The organism is Streptomyces puniciscabiei, from assembly GCF_006715785.1.
Lineage (GTDB): Bacteria > Actinomycetota > Actinomycetes > Streptomycetales > Streptomycetaceae > Streptomyces > Streptomyces puniciscabiei.
In genome coordinates this window covers 226,252-245,327 of record NZ_VFNX01000003.1, presented here as the reverse complement: position 1 = coordinate 245,327, position 19,076 = coordinate 226,252, and the positions used below count along the sequence as shown (strand labels likewise).

The following is a 19,076-nucleotide window of genomic DNA, read 5'->3' as shown; positions in this document are numbered from 1 at the left end:
CCCGCGCAGACGGGAGGACGAGATGACGAAGGCCAGTGAAGCCCGGGAGACCGCGCAGGACACCACCGACGCGGCGGTGCTGCGCCGCACCCGCTTCGGCTCGCTGCCCGAGCGGATACGCCCGGAGGACACGGTCGAGACCAGGCCGGCCACGGTACCGGACCCGGCGCGGGACACGTACAACCCGGACGAGTGGCTGATCCGCTATTGCGGCTGACGGACCCGGCCGGCGGCCTCGGGGCGGTCAGACCTTCATGTGCGTGATGTCAGAGAAGGCCGCCGTCCCCGAGTAGCCGATGAGGAAGCCGACGAGCAGGCCTCCCCAGAAGTCCTCCACCGTGACGAAGGACTGTGCGTCGGACTTGCGCGCCGAGAAGATGATGGCGACTCCGCTGAGTATGACGGCCAGCAGCAACGCGCCGATGAGCGGAAGGAGCCGGGCCGTCTCGATCAGGGCACCCGGATGCCGGGTCTGTTGCAGGGCCCTGCCGACACCGCCGAGGAACCCGCCGATCACACCGCCGGACATCACTTTCCACAGCGCGGCCTTCACCGGCACGGTGAAGGAGGTGGTGTTGGAGAAGACCCGCTGGTGGGGTGAGTCAGCAGCGGTGTCGGCGGCGGGGTCCCGGGGCGGCTCGACGGTGTAGATGACGGTGAGCTGCAGGTGGTACCTGGCCGGCAGGAAGAGGGGGTTCCTGCGCGTTCCCAGGCGGATGGTCTGTACGTCGGTGCAGCCCGGCTCCAGGGCGGCTCCCGGCGGCAGGGATCCGGTGAGGGGGACGCGCTCGGGTTCCTCCTCCACCGGACGGATGTCGTACACGTTGATGGTGGACTCGCGGTGCGCCTCGACCGTCAGATTCCTGGTTCGTGGACTGTGCAGGTTGACCGTGGAACTGCCGTCGGCGCGCACCCGCGCGTTCCCCTGCCCCGCCAGCAGGTCGACGTCGCGACTGTTCTCGTCGAGAAGGGTGCGCATGACATCCAGCAGGCGTGCCGTCTGTTCCCCGGCATCGGCGGGCAACCTGCTCAGTTCCTGGGTGATCTCCAGGATGCGCTGATTGCGCGTCTCGATGACCCGTTCCAGCGTGCTGCGCTCGGCCTGGACGTGCTTCTCACGGCTCGCCTTCCGTGTCTCCGCGTCCGGTGACCGCCAGTACAACTGCGTGGGCAGGCTCAGTACCACCGACTTGACCCACACGGGCACGGCGAAGGGGTTCTTGATGTGGAGGTAGAGCGTGAAGTCCGTGCCCGAGTAGACCTCGGGCACGGACAGGTCCACGGAGAGGTCCAACAGGCCGAGTTGTGCGGGCTGTTCACTCGCGGGTGCTGTCACAGCCGCACGGTAGTGGATCCCGTTCTCTCCCCGGACGCCTTTCCTGAAGTCCGGTTTCCGAGACGGCTCCCGGCGAAAGGGCGAGCAGCCGGGGCGGTCCGCCGGTCAGGCCCCGCGCACCTCCGCGAGCGTCACCGGCCGGTGCTCGTGCAACGACAGGGTGCAGGCCTCGGCGATCCAGCCCGCCTCCAGGGCGTCCTCCACGGTGCAGGGGGAGGGACGGGTGCCGGCCACGACCTCGGTGAACGCGGTGAGTTCGGCGCGGTAGGCGTCGGTGAAGCGGTCCATGAAGAAGTCGTGCGGGGTGCCGGACGGGAAGGTCACCCCGGGTTCGACCGAGCGCAGCGGGAGCTTGTCGTCCAGGCCGACGGCGATGGAGTCGGCGAAGCCGTGGAGCTCCATGCGGACGTCGTAACCCCGGGCGTTGTGGCGGGAGTTGGACACCATCGCGATGGTGCCGTCGTCCAGGGTGAGGATCGCGCCGGTGGTGTCGGCGTCGCCGGCCGCCCTGATGTAGTCGGCGCCCCGGTTGCCGCCGACCGCGTACACCTCGGTGACCTCGCGGCCCGTCACCCAGCGGATGATGTCGAAGTCGTGCACGGAACAGTCGCGGAAGATGCCCCCGGAGGCGGCGATGTACGCGGCCGGCGGCGGCGCCGGGTCCAGGGTCGTGGAGCGGACCGTGTGCAGCGTGCCCAGCTCGCCCGCCCGTACGGCGGCCCGCGCGGCGGCGAAGCCCGCGTCGAAGCGGCGGTTGTAGCCGATCTGGATCGGCACGTCGCTGTCGCGCACGGCCTTCAGCACCTCGACGCCCTCGCCCATCGTCTTCGCGACGGGCTTCTCGCAGAAGACCGGTACCCCGGCCTCGACGCCGGCCAGGATCAGAGCGGGGTGGGCGTCGGTCGCGGCCGCCACCACGATGCCGTCCACGCCGGCGGCCAGCAGCGCCTCCGGCGAGTCCACGACCTCGGCCCCGAACCGCTCGGCGGCGGCCTTGGCCGCGTCCGCGAACGGGTCGGTGACGACGAGCGACGCGACGGCGTCCAGTCCGGAGAGGGTCTCGGCGTGGAAGGCGCCGATGCGGCCGAGGCCGAGGATTCCGATGCGCATGAGAGTGAGGCTCCTTGCGGGTTTCATGTGGGGTCGAGCGGAAGGGGGAGTGTCAGTCGAGGCCGCCGAGGACGTTCTGGTCCCAGTCGATCACCGACCCCGTGACCACCCCCGACCGATCGGACAGCAGGAAGACCACGAAGTCGGCGATCTCGTCCGGTTGGCCGAGCCGGCCCATCGGCAGCCGCGCCGCGGCCTGTTCGCGCCAGTCGTCGCCGGCGCCGTGGAAGGCGCGCTGGGTGGCGTCCTCGCCCTCCGTCGCGGTCCAGCCGATGTTCAGGCCGTTGATCCGGATCCGGTCCCAGCGGTGGGCGTGCGCCGCGATGGGGGTCCACCCGCGCGAGTTTGGTTCGAGCGTGGGGGAGGGTCAGGCCCACCAGGCCCGCCTTGGCGGCGACGTACAGCGCCAGGAACGGCTGGCCGCCGTGCGCGGAGGAGGTGATGATGTTGACGATCGTGCCGGGCGCCTTGCGGGCCACCATGTCGGCGACCGCCGCCTGCATCGCGAAGAACGGCGCCTTGAGGTTGATCGCGATGTGCGCGTCGAACAGCTCCGTGGTCGTGTCCAGCAACGTGCCCCGGGAGGTCAGCCCGGCCGAGTTCACCAGGCAGTCGATCCGGCCGTGGGCGTCCACCACCTCGGCGACCGCCGCCTTCGCCTGCTCGGTGTCCGCCAGGTCGGCGCGCACGAACAACGCCTCGCCCCCGGCCGACGCCGGCTCGGCGACCAGCGCCTCACCCGGCTCCGTACGGCGCCCGGTGACCGCCACGACGGCGCCCTCCCGGGCGGCGGCCCGCGCGATCGCCGCACCGACCCCCTGACTGCCGCCGTTGACGAGCACGATCTTCTCCCGCAGAAGCCCGTCGGGAAGTCTCATGGCCCGCCCCGCCCTTCCTCAGCTCTCTCGCCGTTCCGCACCGGCCCGCAGCTCCGCACGGAGCCGCTCCGAGGTCCACCTCTCGCGCACCGCGCGCCGTACCAGGTCCGCCTGCGCCGGTGGGGCCAGACCGTCGACCGGCGGATCGCTGTCGAGGTTGGTCGGGAAGGGATAGCCCTCCGCACTCGCCGCGATCACGTTCTCCAGCCATGCCTCTTCGGCGCCCTCGGCCGCCCGCCGCAGCAGCACCGGGTACACCGCGTTCGCCACCGCCTCACGGTCCACCGTCTCCATCGCGCGCCCGAAGGCGGAGGACACCTGGAGCAGATTGGCCGTGCGCCGCACGTCCGCCGTGCGGTTGGTGCCGGCGGCGTGGAAGAGCGCCGGGCTGAAGAAGGCCGCGTCGCCCTTGGCGAGCGGGAGCTGTACGCGGTGCGCCTCGAAGTACGCCTGGAACTCCGGGCGCCGCCAGGCCAGATAGCCCGGCTCGTACAGCTGCGAGTACGGCAGATAGAGCGTCGGGCCCGATTCCACCGGCATGTCGCAGTGGGCGACCGCGCCCTGGAGGGTGAGCAGGGGGGAGAGCCGGTGCACATGGGCCGGGTAGGCGGCCGCGGCCGCGTCGCTCAGGAAGCCGAGGTGGTAGTCCCGGTGCGCGGTCTGCCCCGCGCCGCCGGGGTTGACCACGTTGACCTGCGAGGTCACCTGGTAGCCGGGGCCCAGCCAGGCCGCCCAGAGCAGGGCCAGGACGTCGTTCGCGTAGTAGTCGGCGAACGCCTCCGGGTCGTAGAGGGCCGTCTTCTCCAGCGCGTTCCACACCCGGTCGTTGGCGCCCGGCTTCGCGAAGTGGTCACCGGCGGTGGCCCCGGAAGCCCGCTGCTCGGCGATCAGCGCCTCGAACACGGCCGTGACCCGGTCGACGACCTGCGGGTCGGGGCAGGCACCCTGGATGACGACGACTCCGGGGCCGTCGGCGAGCGCCCCTACCAGCTCGGCCCGCAGCGCCTCCCGGTCCTGTGCGGCGCGCAGCCGCTCACCCTCGTACACCAGGACGTTCTCCGCCACCGAGGCGGCGTGCGGGTAGTCCGCGAGGCGGGTCGTCCGGTCGATCAGGGCGCGGAAGGCGGCCAGGTCGCAGCCCTGTTCGGACAGCCAGGCACGGCCGGATACGGCGGCGACGGACATCGGTGTCCCTCTTTCGTCACAGGAGCGGCGCGGCCCTGTCATTCTTGTCATGACAAAACCCTCGAACAACCAGCAGCCAGCCATCAAAAACCCCTCAAGGAGCCGGCCCATGGGTCACCCGTTCCCGATCCGGGAGATCGCACGTCAGGCGGGTCTGAGCGAGGCCACGGTGGACCGTGTGCTCAACGGCAGGGGAGGAGTGCGCGAGAGCACCGCGCAGGAGGTGCACCGGGCCATCGCCGACCTCGACCGGCAGCGCACCCAGGTCCGGCTGGTCGGCCGTACGTTCATGGTCGACATCGTGGTGCAGGCGCCGGAGCGGTTCAGCACCGCCGTACGCGCCGCCCTGGAGGCCGAACTGCCGTCCCTGCACCCGGCCGTGGTCCGCTCGCGCTTCCACTTCCGTGAGACCGGCCCGGCCGACGAACAGGTCAGGACGCTGGACCGGATCGCCCGGCGCGGCTCCCAGGGCGTGATCCTCAAAGCCCCGGACGTTCCCGAGGTCACCGCCGCCGTGGGCCGGCTCACCGCGGCCGGCATCCCGGTCGTCACCCTGGTCACCGACCTGCCCGCCAGCGGCCGGATCGGCTACGTCGGCAGCGACAACCGGGCCGCCGGCGCCACCGCCGCCTATCTGACGGGCCAGTGGCTCGGCGACCGGCCCGGCCATGTCCTCACCAGCCTGAGCAGCGGCTTCTTCCGCAACGAGGAGGAGCGCGAGATGGGGTTCCGGAGCGTGATGCGGGCCCGGCATCCGGAGCGCACCCTGGTGGAGATCGCCGAGGGGCAGGGCCTGGACGCCACCCAGTACGACCTGGTCCGCGCCGCCCTGGAACGGGACCCGGAGATCCGGGCCGTCTACTCCATCGGCGGCGGCAACGACGCCACCCTGCGCGCGTTCGCCGACCTCGGCCGCGAGTGCGCGGTGTTCATCGCGCACGACCTCGACCACGACAACACCCGGCTGCTGCGCGAGCACCGGCTCTCCGCCGTGCTCCACCACGACCTGCGCCAGGACATGAGGGAGGCCTGCCACCTCGTGATGCGGGCGCACGGCGCGCTGCCCCCGGCCGGCCCGGCGCTGCCGTCCGCGATCCAGGTCGTCACGCCGTACAACATGTCCGCGCCGACGGTCGAGTGAAGGAGGCGAGCCGGTGACCCGCACCGAACACGTGGAGATCGAGGGCACACCGCTGGTCGCGACCCTCGTGCCGGGCAGCGAGATCGGGCTGCTGGCCCTGCACGGCAGCAACGAAGGGGGTACGGCCGAACTCGCGGACCTCGTGGCGCGCCGCTGCGGCGCCACGAGCCTCGTCTTCACCCAGCCCGGGGTACGGCGGCCCGTGCACATCCCGTCCCCGCGCATGACGGCCGTCCACTGCGCACTCCTGCGGGAGTTCCTTCAGCGGGTCTGCCTCACCGTCTCCCTGCACGGCCACATGCGCCCCGAGGCACCGCGCACCGTCTTCCTCGGCGGCCGCAACCGCGCCGCGGCCCGCGTGCTCGCCGAGGCGCTCGCCACCGGAGCCCCGCAGTTCCCGGCCGTCACCGACCTGACGGCCATCCCGGCGGCCCTGCGCGGCGTGCATCCCGGCAACCCGGTCAACCTGACCCGGCTGGGCGGAGTCCAGGTGGAACTGCCGCTCGCGGCCCGCACGAGCGGGGGAGCGGACATTCCGCCGGGGGTGGTGGTCGATGCGCTGACCAGCGGCGTCAAGGAGCTGAGCCCGGCTTGACCCGGTCCTCACAGGCTGATCGCGTAAGCCTTGCGCAGCGTCTCGTGCACGGTCCACGTCGTACGGTCGCCCGCGCGCAGCACCGCCATGTCGCCCGGCCCCACGCTCAGCGTCGGCCCGTCCTCGACCTCGATCGTCGCCGAACCGCTGATCACGACGAACAGTTCGTCCGCCTCCGTGTCGGTGACCACGCCCGGCGTGATCTGCCAGATGCCACGGATCTGCCGGCCGTCCGGGGACTGCCAGACCACCTTCCCGGTGACCTCCGGGTCGCCGGAGACGATCTGGTCCGGGTCGAGAGGCTCGGGTTCCAGGTCGGCCTCGGGGATGTGGAGCGCGAAGCTGTGCGTCATGCGGGCGAGCCTAGCCAGCCCCGACCCGCGCCGGAGCCGACAGTGTGTGGGGCATCGGGGCTGGTGGGAGGACACTTCGTCGGTCCGCCCGGACTGGCGGCCGGGCGCGGCACGGGTGATCGTGGGGAACATGGCGGAGTCCACCGCGGCCGGCCCCGCATCGCCCCGGCGGCACAGCACACGCGAGGCCGTCCTGTTCGGCGGTGTGTACGGCGCCGTCCTCGCCAGCTCGATGGTGGCGGCGCTCAGCCAGTACGGCCGTACGACCGCCGCCGGCCGCCGCTACGACGCCGTGTGGCTCCTGGTGACCGCCCTCGCCTCCGCCCTCGCGCACGGCTACGCCCACTACATCGCCGAACGCGCCCCGCACAGCCGATGGGACGTGCTGCGCACGCTGCGGGACGAGTGGCCGCTGGTCACGGCCGTGCTGCCCACGGTCTTCCTGCTCGCGGGCGCGGGCTGGGGCTGGTGGCCGCCGAACGGCGTCGAGTACCCGGCCTTCGCCCTCAACATCGGGATCCTCTTCACCCTCGGCGTGATCACCGCCCGCTGGTCGTCCCGGAGTTGGCCGACGGCCGTCCTCATGGGGCTGGGCGACGCGCTGCTCGGCGTGATCGTGGTGGTGGCGAACGCGCTCATCAAGTAGGCGGCGGCAGGCGCTGAACCCCGGTGTCAGCGGCCGGTGCGCACTCCGTCCAGCGCGATGGCGAGGACCCGGTCGCGCTGGGCGTCGTCGTCGAACGCCGTGGCCGTGATGCCGGCGACCATCCGCAGCAGGTCGGCGAAGTCCATGTCCGGCCGGGCCACGCCCGCCCGCTGGGCGCGTTCCAGGAGCGGGCCGCCGGCGGCGTACATCGAGTCGCGGCAGGTCTGGAAGATCTCCGACTCGTCGTTCAGGGCCTCGCGCACCGCGCGCTTGGTGACCATGTAGCCGGCGAACCGGTCCAGCCAGGCCGTCAGCGCCTCCCACGGCTGAAGCTCCGCGACCTCCACGGCGGCCCGGCACAGGGCGTCGACCTCGTCGGCGTAGACGCTCTCGAAGAGGTCCCGGCGGGTGGGGAAGTTCCGGTACAGCGTGCCGATGCCGACGCCCGCGCGCCGGGCGATGTCCTCCAGCGAGGCGTCCGAGCCGTGCTCCGCGAACGCCTCACGGGCGGCGGCGAGCAGCGCGTCGAAGTTGCGGGCGGCGTCCTTGCGGTGCGGCCGGCGGGCCGCCACGATCTCGCCGACGGGGAACGGCGTGGCCGTCACAGGTGCCTCCCGGAGGGAATCGATGAACCGGAGGAACTCATCCGGTTCGGTTGAACCGGAGGTATGCCTCCGCTAGAGTGGAGGGGCACCTCCACTTTAGCAGTGCGGGGATCGTTCCGCCCTGGGCAGACGTGCCCGGCCGTAGACGCCCCCTTCTCCCATCCACAGCGCTCCCACTCGGAGAGGCTCTCCCATGCCCCGCAAATCCACCCGCCTCACCTTCGCGGTCCTCGCGACCGGTGCGGGCGTGTTCTCCATGCTCCAGTCGCTGATCGCGCCGGCCCTGCCGACCGTCCAGCACGCCCTGCACGCCTCCCAGTCGACCGCCACCTGGGTGATGACCGCGTATCTGCTGTCCGCCTCGGTCTTCACCCCGATCCTCGGCCGGGTCGGCGACCTCGCCGGCAAGAAGCGCACCCTCGTGGGCGTCCTGCTCGCCGTCCTCGCCGGCTGCCTCGTCGCCGCGCTCGCCCCGAACATCGGTGTCCTCATCGTCGCCCGGGTCGTCCAGGGCGTCGGCGGCGCCCTGTTCCCGCTGTCCTTCGGCATCATCCGCGACGAGTTCGCGCCCGCCGAGGTGAGCGGCAGCATCAGCAACCTCTCCGCGGTCATCGCCGCGGGCGGCGGGGTCGGCATGGTGGCCGCCGGGCCGATCGTCTCCGCGCTCGACTACCGCTGGCTCTTCTGGATCCCCGTGGCGATCGTCGCCGCGACGGTCCTGATCGCCGTGGCGTACGTCCCCGAGTCGCCCAAACGGGCTGAGGGCAAGGTCAGTTGGTACGGCGCCACGCTGCTGTCCGCGTGGCTGGTGGCCCTGCTGCTGCCGCTGAGCCAGGCCGGGCGGTGGGGCTGGGGCTCGGCGAAGGTGCTCGGCCTGTTCGCCGCCGCCGTCGTGCTGTTCGCCCTGTGGCTCACCGCCGAGGCCCGCTCCCGCACCCCGCTCATCGACCTGCGCGTGATGCGGCTGCCCGCCGTGTGGACCACCAACGCCGCCGCCCTGCTCTTCGGCGCGGGCATGTACGCGATCTGGTCCTTCCTGCCGGGCTTCGTCCAGACCCCGTCCGCCGCCGGTTACGGCTTCGGGGCGAGCGTCACCGCCTCCGGCCTCCTCATGCTCCCGATGCTGCTGGCGATGCTCCTCTCCGGCGTCCTCTCGGGCCGCCTGGAACCCCGCGTCGGCGCCAAGGCACTCCTCACCACGGGCGCCGCACTGGGCGCGCTGGCCTGCGGATTCCTCACCCTCTGGCATGACGCCCAGTGGCAGATCGCGGTCGTGGCCGGCCTGTTCGGCCTGGGTATCGGACTGGCCTTCGCCTCCATGGCCAACCTCGTCGTCGGCAGCGTCCCGCCCGAGCAGACCGGCGCCGCGACCGGTATGAACGCCAACATCCGCACCATCGGCGGCTCCATCGGCGCCGCGCTCACCAGCGTCCTGGTCACCGGCCGCCTGCAGCCCTCCGGCCTGCCCTACGCCTCCGGCTACACCCACGGCTGGGCCCTGCTCGCCCTCCTGTGCCTGGCCGCGGCCGGCGCCGCCCTCCTCGTCCCGGCTCGCCGCCAGGACCGTACGACGATCCCCGCTCCGACGGGGACGACACGGGCACCGGCACGGGTGCGGTAGGGTTGACCTGCGTGATCACACGGGACGCCCCGGGTGAGACCGCAACGGGACGTGGCGCAGCTTGGTAGCGCACTTGACTGGGGGTCAAGGGGTCGCAGGTTCAAATCCTGTCGTCCCGACTCGAGAGAGTCGCGGGTCAGGGCCGGTTTCGGGGGATTCCGAAACCGGCCCTTGATCGTGCTTGGGGACCAGTTGGGGACCAGTGCCCTTGACCGGCGCTAGCGCGTGACGATGATCGGGCTCGGCAGGGAGCGCGGGGCGCGCAGCACGCTCAGGTGCGCCGAGAGTGCCGCGCCAGCGGAAGTGATCTTGTGCACGTCCGGGTGCAGGTAGCGCTGGATGGTAGTAAGCGATCCGTGGCCTGCGATTCTTCACAGGATGTGGACCGGGACTCCTGCGTCGGCGAACCAAGTCAGGCCGGTGTGTCGTAGGTCGTGACGACGCAGGTGTTCGTAGCCGAGTTCGGTGACCACGTCGTCCCAGTGCGTCGCGTCGGAGCGAACTCCGAAGGCGACTGCGAATGGGCCGGTATCGGCTCTCAGGGTGACCGCGTGTTGCGCGTTTCCAGACGGGGCAGAGCTCGCCGAGGCAGGCCAGGGTGCGGTGACCCATGGCAGCCCCGGTCGCGGGCGTTTTGCTGAAAGGCGCGGAGTAGCTGGGGTTCGGTGATACGGCGTTCTGTCTCCGCGATGTGCTTGTCGAGGAGTTGGGCCAGGGTCGAGCAGGTGGTGTGGCCACCACGCCCGGTGTCGAGGATGGTCTTGCCCTCTGACTGTCAGTCCCAGCACCTGGACTGCCGCAGCCGGAGGCGGTGCGGGCAGGCGGGTCGATGAGTCCGTGGGCTTCGTAGAGGCGTACGGCCTTGGGAATGAGCCCGGTCTGGTGGGCGACGCGGCCGGCGGTGAGCAGGGGCGGCGGTTCCTTCGATGGGTGTGGCGTCGAAATCGTCGGCACGACTCGCGGTACCGGACGTGGTGCCGTAGACGGGGTGCATGGTGCTGCAACCGCCGGTTGAACTGATGCTGGCGCAGGCCCGTGACCAGCTGCCACCGCCCAGCGCGCTTCCGGGTGAGCCGGTTTTCCAGCCGAAATGGGATGGTTCTTCAGGCACTTGAAGTTGTCTCATCCGAGTGGCAGCCCGGCGTCTCTCAGTACGCCTGCGATCGGCACCGGAAGACTCCACAGCCCTGCGGCCTCGCTCCACAGGCTGGACGCGAACCGTGACGCCCCCATAACATGTCACCGTTAACTTAACGGCGACAACCTGAGGGCCGCGATGACCATCACCGCGCAAGACGTCTACACCATGGCGCCGTTCGCCAGGACGCTCGGGATACGCTTCGGAGCCCTCAAGGCCGACGCTGTCACCGCGCAACTCGCCTACACGCCCGAGCAGTCCACCGTCGGCGCCGCGATGCACGGCGGGGCACTGATGGGGCTGGCCGATGTAGCCGGCGCCGTGTGCGCCACGCTGAACGGGACCGCCGACACCGTTCCCGCGACCATGGAATCCACCACCCACTTCCTGCGGCCCGTACAGGGCACCGGCGCCTTCGCGACCTCCCGCCCGCTGCACGTCGGCAAGTCAACGGTCGCCGTGGAAATCGACATCAGGGATGACAAGGACCGGCTCTGCGTCCGCGTCACTCAACTCGTCGCCCTCCGGAGGCGCCATGACTGAGGGACCCGGCCAGTCCACGGCCGACGGCCGCGCCAGCACACCCGAAGGCCGTCGGCGCAGTCGCGCCAAGCGAGGCCACGGCGGCCGGCTGAGGGACGAGCTCATCGAAGCGGCCGGCACGCTGCTCGACGACGCCGGCGAGGACGGCGTGACCATCCGTGCGGTGGCACAGGCTGTCGGGGTCAGCACCCCCTCGGTGTATCTCCACTTCGACAACCGACTGGAACTGCTGCACACCGTGTGCCTCCGGGTCTGGGACGAGCTCGGCCGACGGATGCTGAGCATCAGCGCCCAGACCACCGACCCGTTCGCCGAACTCCACCAGCGCAGTGTCGCCTACATCAGGTTCGGACTCGACCATCCCCTGCGCTACCGCCTGGTCGCGACCGGACCCGCGACAGCCGCCACTGAGCAGGTCGCCGACGCCTGCTTCCGATTCCTGCGGGAAACGGTGCAGCGATGCGCCGACGCCGGCGTGCTCCACGGCGATGTGACGGCGCTGACCCGGGCCATCTGCGCGTGCCTGCACGGTGCCGTCTCGCTGCTGATCCTCCAGCCGACCTCGAAATGGCCCGACGACATCCCCCAGTACGCAGACGATGCCGCCACCCTCGCCTGCCAGGGCGCCGCCGCCCTCTCACGCGCGCACCACGGCCGCTGCGAAACGTGAACTGTTCTGCCCTGGGCAACGCTCCGCTTCGCCTCGCTGGCGTTCTCATCGGCCGACGGTTGGCGCAGCGGCCGGCGGCCGGCCTGCGCGGGGCGGAAGAAGGGCTGGTCCTCCCTGCCCTTGCGGTAGTGCTGGCGCAGTTCGCCGCGCTGTCCCAAGAAGAACCGCCGGGCCAGGCGGTGGCGGGCCTCGGCGGTGTTGAGCTGCTTGCCGATCATGCGCCGATTTTGAAGTGGCTTCGCCGCCCTCGCCACTGCTCGCGGCATGAGTGTCCGCGCCTACCTCGCGGAACTGGCTGTCGAGGAGGAGAACCAGGCCAAGCCGGCCACGGCCACGGACGCCTTCCCCGACGCCATTCGGCGCCCGGGCATCGCCTAGGCATTCGACCGTGACTTCGGCGGGCTTCCCGCCCGGCCCCCCGCCGGGCGGCCTGACCGTGGAACTGCACATCGACATCAGGCAGGGCTCCGGCCGGAGCCGACGTCATGCCGCCGCGCGCTCGCCGGCCGGTCGGCGGCGCAGTTCGGGGCGCTGCAGGGCTTGCGGCTGGTAGGCCATGTCGAGCGTGCCGGTGTCGGTGCCGGGCGGCACGATCGCGTCGATCCTCGAATTAATCCGCGCGACAGGGCATTTAATCCTCCCCTTCGGACCTTGCTGCCGCTCTCCTCATGGTTCTAGCGTCTGGCAAAGGCTCACGGCAGGACAAACGAGTGCCGAGTGGATCGAACCAGTAACCGCAATTCGGGATCGAGCGGCGGGACGCCGGCCGTGTCACACCATCCGCACGTAGCGCTTGGCCCGGACGAACCCAGCAAAGGAAGCTCCCATTCCAGCTAAGACAAGATCGGCATCCTGGGTGGGGACCAGGCCGTTGCGGAGCAACACCCGGTGGGCCGTGGACCGCGTCGGCGCCGTCTCCGGTCCACGGCTCGCGAGTTCGGGGAGATACAGCGGGTGCCCCACCGGGCAGACCGGCGTCGCAACCGGCGGATCCCAGCATCAACCTCGGCGGACAAGCGCGCGGATTGCTCCGCGGGCGGCTGGAGCGCTCCGGCGGACACCGCTCCCAAAGGAAACGTGAGAGCGCGTGATATCCGGAGATGGTGACCAGGTGACCACGCGTTCGGAACGGGTGATCGCCGGACGGTATCTGCTTCACGACGTCCTCGGCAGAGGCGGCATGGGCACGGTCTGGCGCGCCCACGACCAACTGCTGGACCGGCCGGTCGCCGCCAAGGAACTGCACGTCCTCACCGACGGCGACGAGGACCACCGCGTACGGGTACGGCGTGCCATCCGCGAGGCCCGCGCGGTCGCCCGGGTGCCGCATCCCCATGTGGTGGGAGTCCACGACCTGGTCGAGTCCGAGGACCGGCTGTGGATCGTCATGGAACTCGTCGAAGGGTCCTCACTGGCGAATCGGACGGCCGAGACCGGACCGCTCACACCGCAGCAGACCGCCGCCGTCGGCCTGCAACTGATCGACGCGCTGGACGCCGTCCACGCGGTCGGGACTCTGCACCGGGACATCAAGCCCGCCAACGTGCTGCTGCGCCGTGACGGCAGCGCCGTCCTCACCGACTTCGGCATCGCGGCCCTGGACGACGGCGAGTTCCTGACGAGCACCGGTCAAGTAGTCGGCTCCGTAGAGTTCATGGCGCCGGAGCGCGTGATGGAAACAGAGGTCGGACCGGCCTCCGACCTGTGGTCACTGGGCGCCACACTCGCCACGGTGTGCTGCGGCGAGTCCCCCTTCCGCAGGCCGGGAGCACCCGCGACGATGCACGCCGTGGCGTACGAGGAACCCAGCCTGTCGGAGCGGCTCGGTCCGCTGCGCCCGGTCGTCGAAGCGCTGCTGCGCAAGTCCCCGGCCGAGCGTCCTTCGACGGCAGCCGTGCGTTCCGCGCTGCGAGGCATCGTGGCCGGCGAGCCGGACGTCGAGTTCCTGCCGCCGGCGACCGTACTCGCGCTCCGGCCTGCGGCCCCGATGGCCGACGCGGACACGATGGCCGCCAAGCCGAAATGGCGCGTCCCGGCCGCGGAGACCGTGCCGCCGGGGCGCCACACCACGCCGCTCGAACTCCCACAGCCGCAGCCGCAGGCGCAGGCATCCCGCTCGGCGTGGCCGAAGCGGCTGCGGTGGGGGCTGGCCGGAACGGCCGTACTGGCGGCGGGCGTTGCCAGCGGTCTCTTCCTCACCGGAACACTGCCGCTCAAGGATGATCCGAACACTCCGAACGTTTCGAGCACTCCGAACACTCCGAAAATGGGGACGGCTCGTCAGGTCATCGAATCGACGGCCGGTTGGCAGCCGGTCACCGGCGTGTCCGTCCATCAGGGCGACCGGATCACCGTCCAGTTCGTGTCCGGAGAATGGACGGCCAACTCCCGAAAGCTGCCCATGACCGGGCCGGCCGGTTACGACCCGAAAACCAACCAGCTGCCGGAGGGAACGAAGGCCTGCAAGGTCAAAGTCGGGGCTCCGTACGGCTCCTTGCTGGCCCGACTCGTGGGTGAGCAGGATTTCCCGATACACATCGTCGGGCGGAAGCTGACTTTCCGGGCGTCCGGCGACGCCCGCCTGCAACTGGGCATGAACGACGCCCCCGGTGCCTGCTCCCAGGACAACAGCGGCACGCTGACCGTGCAGGTGCACGTCACGCCTCAACCCTGACCCGGGCGGCGTCAGCCCCCTCCGGCGCGCGGCAACACCGCATACGCCCAGGTGTCCTCCCTCTGAGCAGCTCCACAGAAATCCCACAAGGACGCCCTCTAGCTTCTTGCGCCACGGGGGACGGACGACTGATCTCCGTCCCCCCACGCAACAGTTGTGCTCAAAGAGGGGGGCGCCTTCCGCCATGCTGACTGAGACGACGACACGGGCCTCCAGCGCGCACGAGGCCCTGGTACTGAGCCTGCTGCGCGAGCACGGTCCGCTCACTCGGGGAGACTTACGGATCCTGAGCGGCCTGTCCCGCACCACGCTCTACGACGCCGTCGGGGCGCTGATGGACAAGGGCAGCGTCCTCGCCTCGGTTCCGGAGGCGGCCCGGCGCAAGCGGGGCCGCCCGGCGGAGGTACTGACCGTGAACCCCGGGTGCGGCCGGCTGCTCGGCATCGAGTTCGCGCGACGGGCGGTGCGGGTGGCCGCGATGAACGCGGCGCACGAGATCGTCGGCACCACCGGCGAACCGCACGACCCCGACACCCCGTGGCAGACCCGCATCGACCTCGCGTGGCGACTGGCGGACAAGCTGACGCACGGGACGCTGCGACCGGGCGCCCTGAACGGCATCGGCGTCGGGGTGGTCGGACCGGTCGGCACGCCGGGGCAGGGCCCGCTGTGGGCGCCTCGGCACGACATCGTGGCGGCACGCGTGCGCGAACGCTTCGGCGCACCGGCACTGATCGACAACAACACCCGGCTGGCCACCCTGGCCGAGACGATCTGGGGTGCCGCCGCGGGTGAACAGAACGTGCTGTACCTGCGGTTGTCGCACGGCGTCGGCGGCGGACTCGTGATGGCCGGCACACTGCACCGCGGCGCCCACGGCCGCTCCGGGATGTTCGGCCACATCACCGTGGACCCGGGCGGCGCGCCCTGCGAGTGCGGTGCGATCGGATGCCTGGAGACAGTGGCGTCGATCGGGGCCGTACTCGACGCCTGCCGCACCGCGGGAACCGCGGCAGCGGACCTGCCGGAACTGGTGAGCGCGCTGGAGTCCGGCGACGCGGCCGCGCACGCGGTTCTGGCACGGGTGGGCACGCATGTCGGCAGGGTGCTGGCCGATGTGAGCCATGCCGTCGGACCCGACGTGATCGTCATCGGCGGTGAGCTGGTCGGCGCCGGTCGAGCCCTGATGGCACCGATCGAGCACATGCTCGACACGCATGTCGCGCGCTGCTCGTACGGGGTGCCCCGAGTGATTCCGGCCGGACTCGGCGATACCGGCGCCGCCCTCGGCGCCCTCGCTCTGCTCCGGCGGCACCCGGATCACGAAGCGCCCGGGCTGCGGGAGGCAACCCGGGCGCTCATACCGTGACATGGAGACGTCAGCCGTTCCGGCCGCCGGTCACCCCGTCTTTCTCAGAGGGTCACTTCAGCACCTTCTGCCGGACGACGATGTGACCGGCGTCGGGGTTGAGGCTCCCGCCGAGCCGCCTGAAGGCGCCGTCGGTCAGGTCGAGGCACTTGGGTTCCGCCTTCGTGTGCTTGAACGTGCCGCGGTCGTTGATGCGCACGACCAGGGACTTGCCGTTCGCCACGTTGGTGACCCGCACCCTCGTGCCGAAGGGCAGCTGGGGATGGCGGGTGAGCGAAGTCGCCGCGGTGTTCTTGCTGTTGTCGAAGATGTCGCCGTTGGCGGTGGTGCTGCCGGCGGGTATCGGGCCGTAGTGCGTCGCCCAGCACGTCGGCCTCTGAGCCTGCGCGGAGGCGGTCGCGGCGGAACTCGCCGGAGCCAGGGCGACCATCGCGGTCAGTAGGGCCGCACCGGCCGCGATGGAGGCGTGCAGGGTCCGCTTGCTCATGTTCTTTCCCTCGTTTCTCGTGATTTGACTGATTGATCTTGTGTTCAGCCCGCGGAGCGATAGGCGACGCCCACCCGGTTGGCCGTCGCACCGTGGTAAAGGCCGGTGCCGTCGCCGTGGTCGGTGGAGAGGGTGAACCACGCGTAGCGCCGGACGTAGTCCAGGTGCTGGAGCATGGCCGTCGACTTCTTCACGAATGCGGCCTGTTGCGCCTTGGACGGATAGCGCGGGGTGCCGGACGAGAAGTCGATCAGGGCGTATTCGGTGAGCCAGATCGGCTTCTTGTAGCGCTTGTGCACGGCCTCGAGATAGCTGCGCAACTGCCCCGTCGCGCGCTGGGCGTCGAAGTCCGCGCCGTACCAGTGCAAGGGGATGAAGTCGACCTGGTAGTGGCGGGCGGCGGCGCCCTTCATGAACCGGTCCAGCCAGCCGCCGGCGACATCGCCGCCGGTGGCCACGGCGGGGGCGCCGAGCCGCAGACCGGTCGACTGGAGCCGGGGCCACAGATCGAGTGCCTGCTTCACGGTCATGTGTGCCTGATCCGACCTGTCGGGCTCGTTGAAGCCGAGCAGGTTCTTGCCCTGCTTCTTGGCCAGACCGAGCTCCTTACTCGTCACCGAGCCCGCGTCATGGATCATGGGCACGAACTCGACACCGCGCGGCGGCTTGATTCCTCCCTTGCCCGACGACCAGGTGTAGAACCAGCCGGAGTTCGAGTCGGCGAGCGCCTTGGTGACGCCGTCGAACTTCCAGGCGCTGATGCCCTTCTTCTTCGCCGCGGAGGTGGCGGCAACGGAATGGCCGCCGGCCGCGAACGCAGTGGGCGCGGCGCTCTGGCTGCCGGCCACGAGCACGGCCGAGAGCAGGAACGGCAGGGCGAGGACACGTACCTTCCGCATGACGCCTCCCTCAGCAGCTGAGGTGCGCGCCGGCGCCGACGTGGAGCATCTTGGTGAACTTCTTGTACGTGGCGACCCGGTCCTTCATCTCGGCCGGGTTGCCGCCGTTGCACTCGATGGCGCCGTTGATGCTGCGGATGGTCTCGCCGAAGCCGCCGCTCTTGACCATCGCGTGGTGGGGCGTCATGGTGCCGGGGCCGGACTGGGTCATCCAGTACCAGAGCGCGAGCTTCCAGGTCACGACGGGGTTCGTCGCCGCGAGGTTCGGGTGGTTCAGCAGGTCGATGTGGACCGCGTCGCCGGCCGCCTTGTAGTTGTAGTTCCAGCTGATCTGGAGCGGGCCGCGGCCGTGGTACGCGGACTGGCCGGCCGGGCAGCCGTAGGGCTCTGGCTGGCAGTAGGTCGGCCAGTTGGCCTTGTTCTGCTCGTTGATGTAGATCAGCCCGCTGGTCTCGTGGCTGACGTTCGCGAGGAAGGCCGCGGCCTCACGCTTCTTGGTCTTGGCGTCGCCGGTGTGCGCGAAGGCCGGGAATGCCTTCATCGCCTTGACCAGGCCCTCGTAGGTGTAGAGCTTCTTGTGGTGCGGGAACATCTTGTTGTACTGAGCCTTGCTGACGACGAATCCACCGCTTTGCTCTGCGGCGGACGCCGTGTTGGTGCTCAGATTGACCGCGGACATCGCTATCAGTGCGGCGGTGAGCACGGCGTAGACGGCACGTAGCTTTCGCATACGGGAAACTCCTTGGAGTAAAGGCGGGTTGCCCATCGGAACCCGGATACGAAGCTACCTGCCGCCGCCCGGAGAAAGGGCTCAGAAATTGCTTCGGGAACGGCAGTTGTTGCTCGGGGAGTTCGAGCGCGACAACCGCGTGCGGAACAGACGAGCATATGATCCGGAGTAGCTGTCGCCATCTCGCGATCGGGCGCCGGCGTTCTTCTGGAGGGGATTCATGCGACCGGTCATCAACCGTGCAGGACACGACTTCGAGACCGAAGCCCTGGTCATACGCACGGACTACTCGGACGACGAGGCGTGGCGAGCGGTCGTGGCGCTCCTAAATCAGTCCGACGGCGGGTTCGAAGTCCGCCACCATCTGGTGGACGACCGTGCCTATGCGGGAGCGAGCCCGGACGAAATGGCCCTCTCCGCTGTGGCCGCCGACCCGGGACTCGAAGTGGTGTTCCTGGCCGACGCCGCCACGATGACCGGCGACCACAGCCTCCTCGCGGTCTCCACCAGACCCGAGGAGCTGGAAGAGGGCGACGAGGAACTCGGCTGTGCATTCCGACTGTCGCCCACGCTGGTCAACGATGTGCATGTGAACCTGGCCATCGGACACCTGGACTTCTGGGAGTTCGCGTACAACGCGGTGCGCGCCGAGGACAAGATCCTGCGCTGGTGACCGAGAGCAATAGCGGCCGGTCTTGAAGCAATGGAGGTGCGCTGTATCAGAACGTCGCCGGGCAGCTTGAGTTACCGCTCTCGATTCCTGTCTTGATTGGGGAGAACTCTTGTCTGTTCACCGTACTTGGCGACCGGATCCAACGGCAGCACCATGGTGGACCGGGTCGAGGCAGCCGGCTGCACCGGCTGAGCTCACTGGCGGAGAACGTCGCGGCCGGTCAGGCCACCGCCGCCGGCGTGGTCAAGGCGTGGATGAAGTCGCCGGGCCACCGGGCGAGGATCCTCAACTGCTCGCTCAAGCACGTAGGCGTCGGCTACGTGAAGGCGTCCGGCTCGGCGGGTGGCCCGTACTGGACGCAGGACTTCGGCGCGAAGTTCTGAACCCATGCCTCTGAACCGACGTGCCTGAGCCGACGCGTCT

At 70.2% G+C, this 19,076-nt stretch carries 19 protein-coding genes, 1 tRNA gene and 2 pseudogenes; 12 read left to right on the top strand and 10 right to left on the bottom strand.

Features of this window, described 5'->3' with window-relative positions:
- The first annotated feature begins 22 nt into the window (after positions 1 to 22).
- A complete protein-coding gene (locus FB563_RS36945; protein WP_055708765.1) occupies positions 23 to 217 on the top strand; it encodes a hypothetical protein in 195 nt (64 codons plus the stop codon).
- Positions 218 to 244: 27 nt separating this feature from the next.
- Here the strand turns inward: FB563_RS36945 and FB563_RS36940 are convergent, their stop codons facing one another.
- From FB563_RS36940 to FB563_RS36925, 4 genes and pseudogenes are all read right to left on the bottom strand, one after another.
- Positions 245 to 1,336 (bottom strand): hypothetical protein, encoded by a 1,092-nt coding sequence (locus FB563_RS36940; protein WP_142219193.1) that lies wholly within the window; start codon positions 1,334 to 1,336, stop codon positions 245 to 247.
- Positions 1,337 to 1,441: 105 nt separating this feature from the next.
- Positions 1,442 to 2,446 (bottom strand): Gfo/Idh/MocA family protein, encoded by a 1,005-nt coding sequence (locus tag FB563_RS36935; protein ID WP_055708763.1) that lies wholly within the window; start codon positions 2,444 to 2,446, stop codon positions 1,442 to 1,444.
- 52 nt (positions 2,447 to 2,498) lie between these two features.
- Positions 2,499 to 3,324 (bottom strand): annotated as a pseudogene (locus FB563_RS36930) (SDR family oxidoreductase).
- Positions 3,325 to 3,342: 18 nt separating this feature from the next.
- Positions 3,343 to 4,509: a phytanoyl-CoA dioxygenase family protein gene (locus FB563_RS36925; RefSeq protein ID WP_055708762.1), complete on the bottom strand. Its 1,167-nt coding sequence runs from the start codon at positions 4,507 to 4,509 to the stop codon at positions 3,343 to 3,345.
- 109 nt (positions 4,510 to 4,618) lie between these two features.
- Here FB563_RS36925 and FB563_RS36920 point away from each other — a divergent pair, with 109 nt between their 5' ends.
- Both FB563_RS36920 and FB563_RS36915 read left to right on the top strand, forming a co-directional pair.
- Positions 4,619 to 5,650, top strand: a complete 1,032-nt coding sequence (locus FB563_RS36920; RefSeq protein ID WP_055708761.1) for a LacI family DNA-binding transcriptional regulator — start codon at positions 4,619 to 4,621, stop codon at positions 5,648 to 5,650.
- A 13-nt stretch (positions 5,651 to 5,663) separates the two neighbouring features.
- Complete coding sequence (locus tag FB563_RS36915) at positions 5,664 to 6,245, top strand: poly-gamma-glutamate hydrolase family protein (RefSeq protein WP_055708760.1); 582 nt, start codon at positions 5,664 to 5,666, stop codon at positions 6,243 to 6,245.
- 8 nt (positions 6,246 to 6,253) lie between these two features.
- Here the strand turns inward: FB563_RS36915 and FB563_RS36910 are convergent, their stop codons facing one another.
- A complete protein-coding gene (locus FB563_RS36910; RefSeq protein ID WP_055708759.1) occupies positions 6,254 to 6,598 on the bottom strand; it encodes a cupin domain-containing protein in 345 nt (114 codons plus the stop codon).
- 130 nt (positions 6,599 to 6,728) lie between these two features.
- On the opposite strand from FB563_RS36910, the gene FB563_RS36905 reads away from it, so the two are divergent.
- The gene (locus FB563_RS36905; RefSeq protein WP_055708811.1) at positions 6,729 to 7,244 is read left to right on the top strand and encodes a hypothetical protein; all 516 of its coding nucleotides are present in this window, start codon (positions 6,729 to 6,731) and stop codon (positions 7,242 to 7,244) included.
- A 26-nt stretch (positions 7,245 to 7,270) separates the two neighbouring features.
- On the opposite strand, the gene FB563_RS36900 is transcribed toward FB563_RS36905, so the two are convergent.
- Positions 7,271 to 7,849: a TetR/AcrR family transcriptional regulator gene (locus tag FB563_RS36900; RefSeq protein WP_055708758.1), complete on the bottom strand. Its 579-nt coding sequence runs from the start codon at positions 7,847 to 7,849 to the stop codon at positions 7,271 to 7,273.
- 193 nt (positions 7,850 to 8,042) lie between these two features.
- Between FB563_RS36900 and FB563_RS36895 the strand changes: the two genes are divergently transcribed.
- The 4 genes from FB563_RS36895 to FB563_RS36870 all read left to right on the top strand — a co-directional run bounded on the left by FB563_RS36895 (position 8,043) and on the right by FB563_RS36870 (position 11,821).
- Positions 8,043 to 9,470: an MFS transporter gene (locus tag FB563_RS36895; protein WP_055708757.1), complete on the top strand. Its 1,428-nt coding sequence runs from the start codon at positions 8,043 to 8,045 to the stop codon at positions 9,468 to 9,470.
- Positions 9,471 to 9,515: 45 nt separating this feature from the next.
- A tRNA-Pro gene (locus FB563_RS36890) sits at positions 9,516 to 9,589 on the top strand.
- A 1,157-nt stretch (positions 9,590 to 10,746) separates the two neighbouring features.
- Entirely contained in the window at positions 10,747 to 11,151 is a 405-nt protein-coding gene (locus FB563_RS36875; protein ID WP_055708756.1) for a PaaI family thioesterase, read from the top strand.
- Positions 11,144 to 11,821, top strand: a complete 678-nt coding sequence (locus FB563_RS36870; RefSeq protein WP_167528551.1) for a TetR/AcrR family transcriptional regulator — start codon at positions 11,144 to 11,146, stop codon at positions 11,819 to 11,821. Before FB563_RS36875 ends, FB563_RS36870 begins: the two co-directional genes overlap by 8 nt.
- Before the next feature lie 483 nt (positions 11,822 to 12,304).
- Here FB563_RS36870 and FB563_RS36855 read toward each other — a convergent pair.
- Positions 12,305 to 12,427, bottom strand: a pseudogene (locus tag FB563_RS36855) (aldo/keto reductase); the annotation flags it as partial.
- A 505-nt stretch (positions 12,428 to 12,932) separates the two neighbouring features.
- Between FB563_RS36855 and FB563_RS36850 the strand changes: the two are divergent.
- Together FB563_RS36850 and FB563_RS36845 are read left to right on the top strand one after the other, a co-directional pair.
- Positions 12,933 to 14,495 carry a serine/threonine-protein kinase gene (locus FB563_RS36850; RefSeq protein WP_142219191.1) on the top strand — a complete coding sequence of 521 codons (1,563 nt, stop codon included), beginning with the start codon at positions 12,933 to 12,935 and terminating at the stop codon, positions 14,493 to 14,495.
- 184 nt (positions 14,496 to 14,679) lie between these two features.
- Positions 14,680 to 15,864: an ROK family transcriptional regulator gene (locus tag FB563_RS36845; protein ID WP_142219190.1), complete on the top strand. Its 1,185-nt coding sequence runs from the start codon at positions 14,680 to 14,682 to the stop codon at positions 15,862 to 15,864.
- Positions 15,865 to 15,916: 52 nt separating this feature from the next.
- Here the strand turns inward: FB563_RS36845 and FB563_RS36840 are convergent, their stop codons facing one another.
- From FB563_RS36840 to FB563_RS36830, 3 genes are read right to left on the bottom strand one after another with little or no spacing between them, the layout of a single operon-like run.
- Positions 15,917 to 16,351 carry a septal ring lytic transglycosylase RlpA family protein gene (locus tag FB563_RS36840; RefSeq protein ID WP_142219189.1) on the bottom strand — a complete coding sequence of 145 codons (435 nt, stop codon included), beginning with the start codon at positions 16,349 to 16,351 and terminating at the stop codon, positions 15,917 to 15,919.
- Between the two features lie 44 nt (positions 16,352 to 16,395).
- Positions 16,396 to 17,250, bottom strand: a complete 855-nt coding sequence (locus FB563_RS36835) for a glycoside hydrolase family protein (protein WP_142219188.1) — start codon at positions 17,248 to 17,250, stop codon at positions 16,396 to 16,398.
- 10 nt (positions 17,251 to 17,260) lie between these two features.
- Positions 17,261 to 17,929, bottom strand: a complete 669-nt coding sequence (locus FB563_RS36830; RefSeq protein ID WP_244329070.1) for a chitinase — start codon at positions 17,927 to 17,929, stop codon at positions 17,261 to 17,263.
- A gap of 271 nt (positions 17,930 to 18,200) precedes the next feature.
- Between FB563_RS36830 and FB563_RS36825 the strand changes: the two genes are divergently transcribed.
- Complete coding sequence (locus FB563_RS36825; RefSeq protein WP_142219186.1) at positions 18,201 to 18,653, top strand: DUF6924 domain-containing protein; 453 nt, start codon at positions 18,201 to 18,203, stop codon at positions 18,651 to 18,653.
- 92 nt (positions 18,654 to 18,745) lie between these two features.
- Positions 18,746 to 19,036, top strand: a complete 291-nt coding sequence (locus FB563_RS36820; protein WP_244329068.1) for a CAP domain-containing protein — start codon at positions 18,746 to 18,748, stop codon at positions 19,034 to 19,036.
- The last annotated feature ends 40 nt before the right edge of the window (positions 19,037 to 19,076 follow it).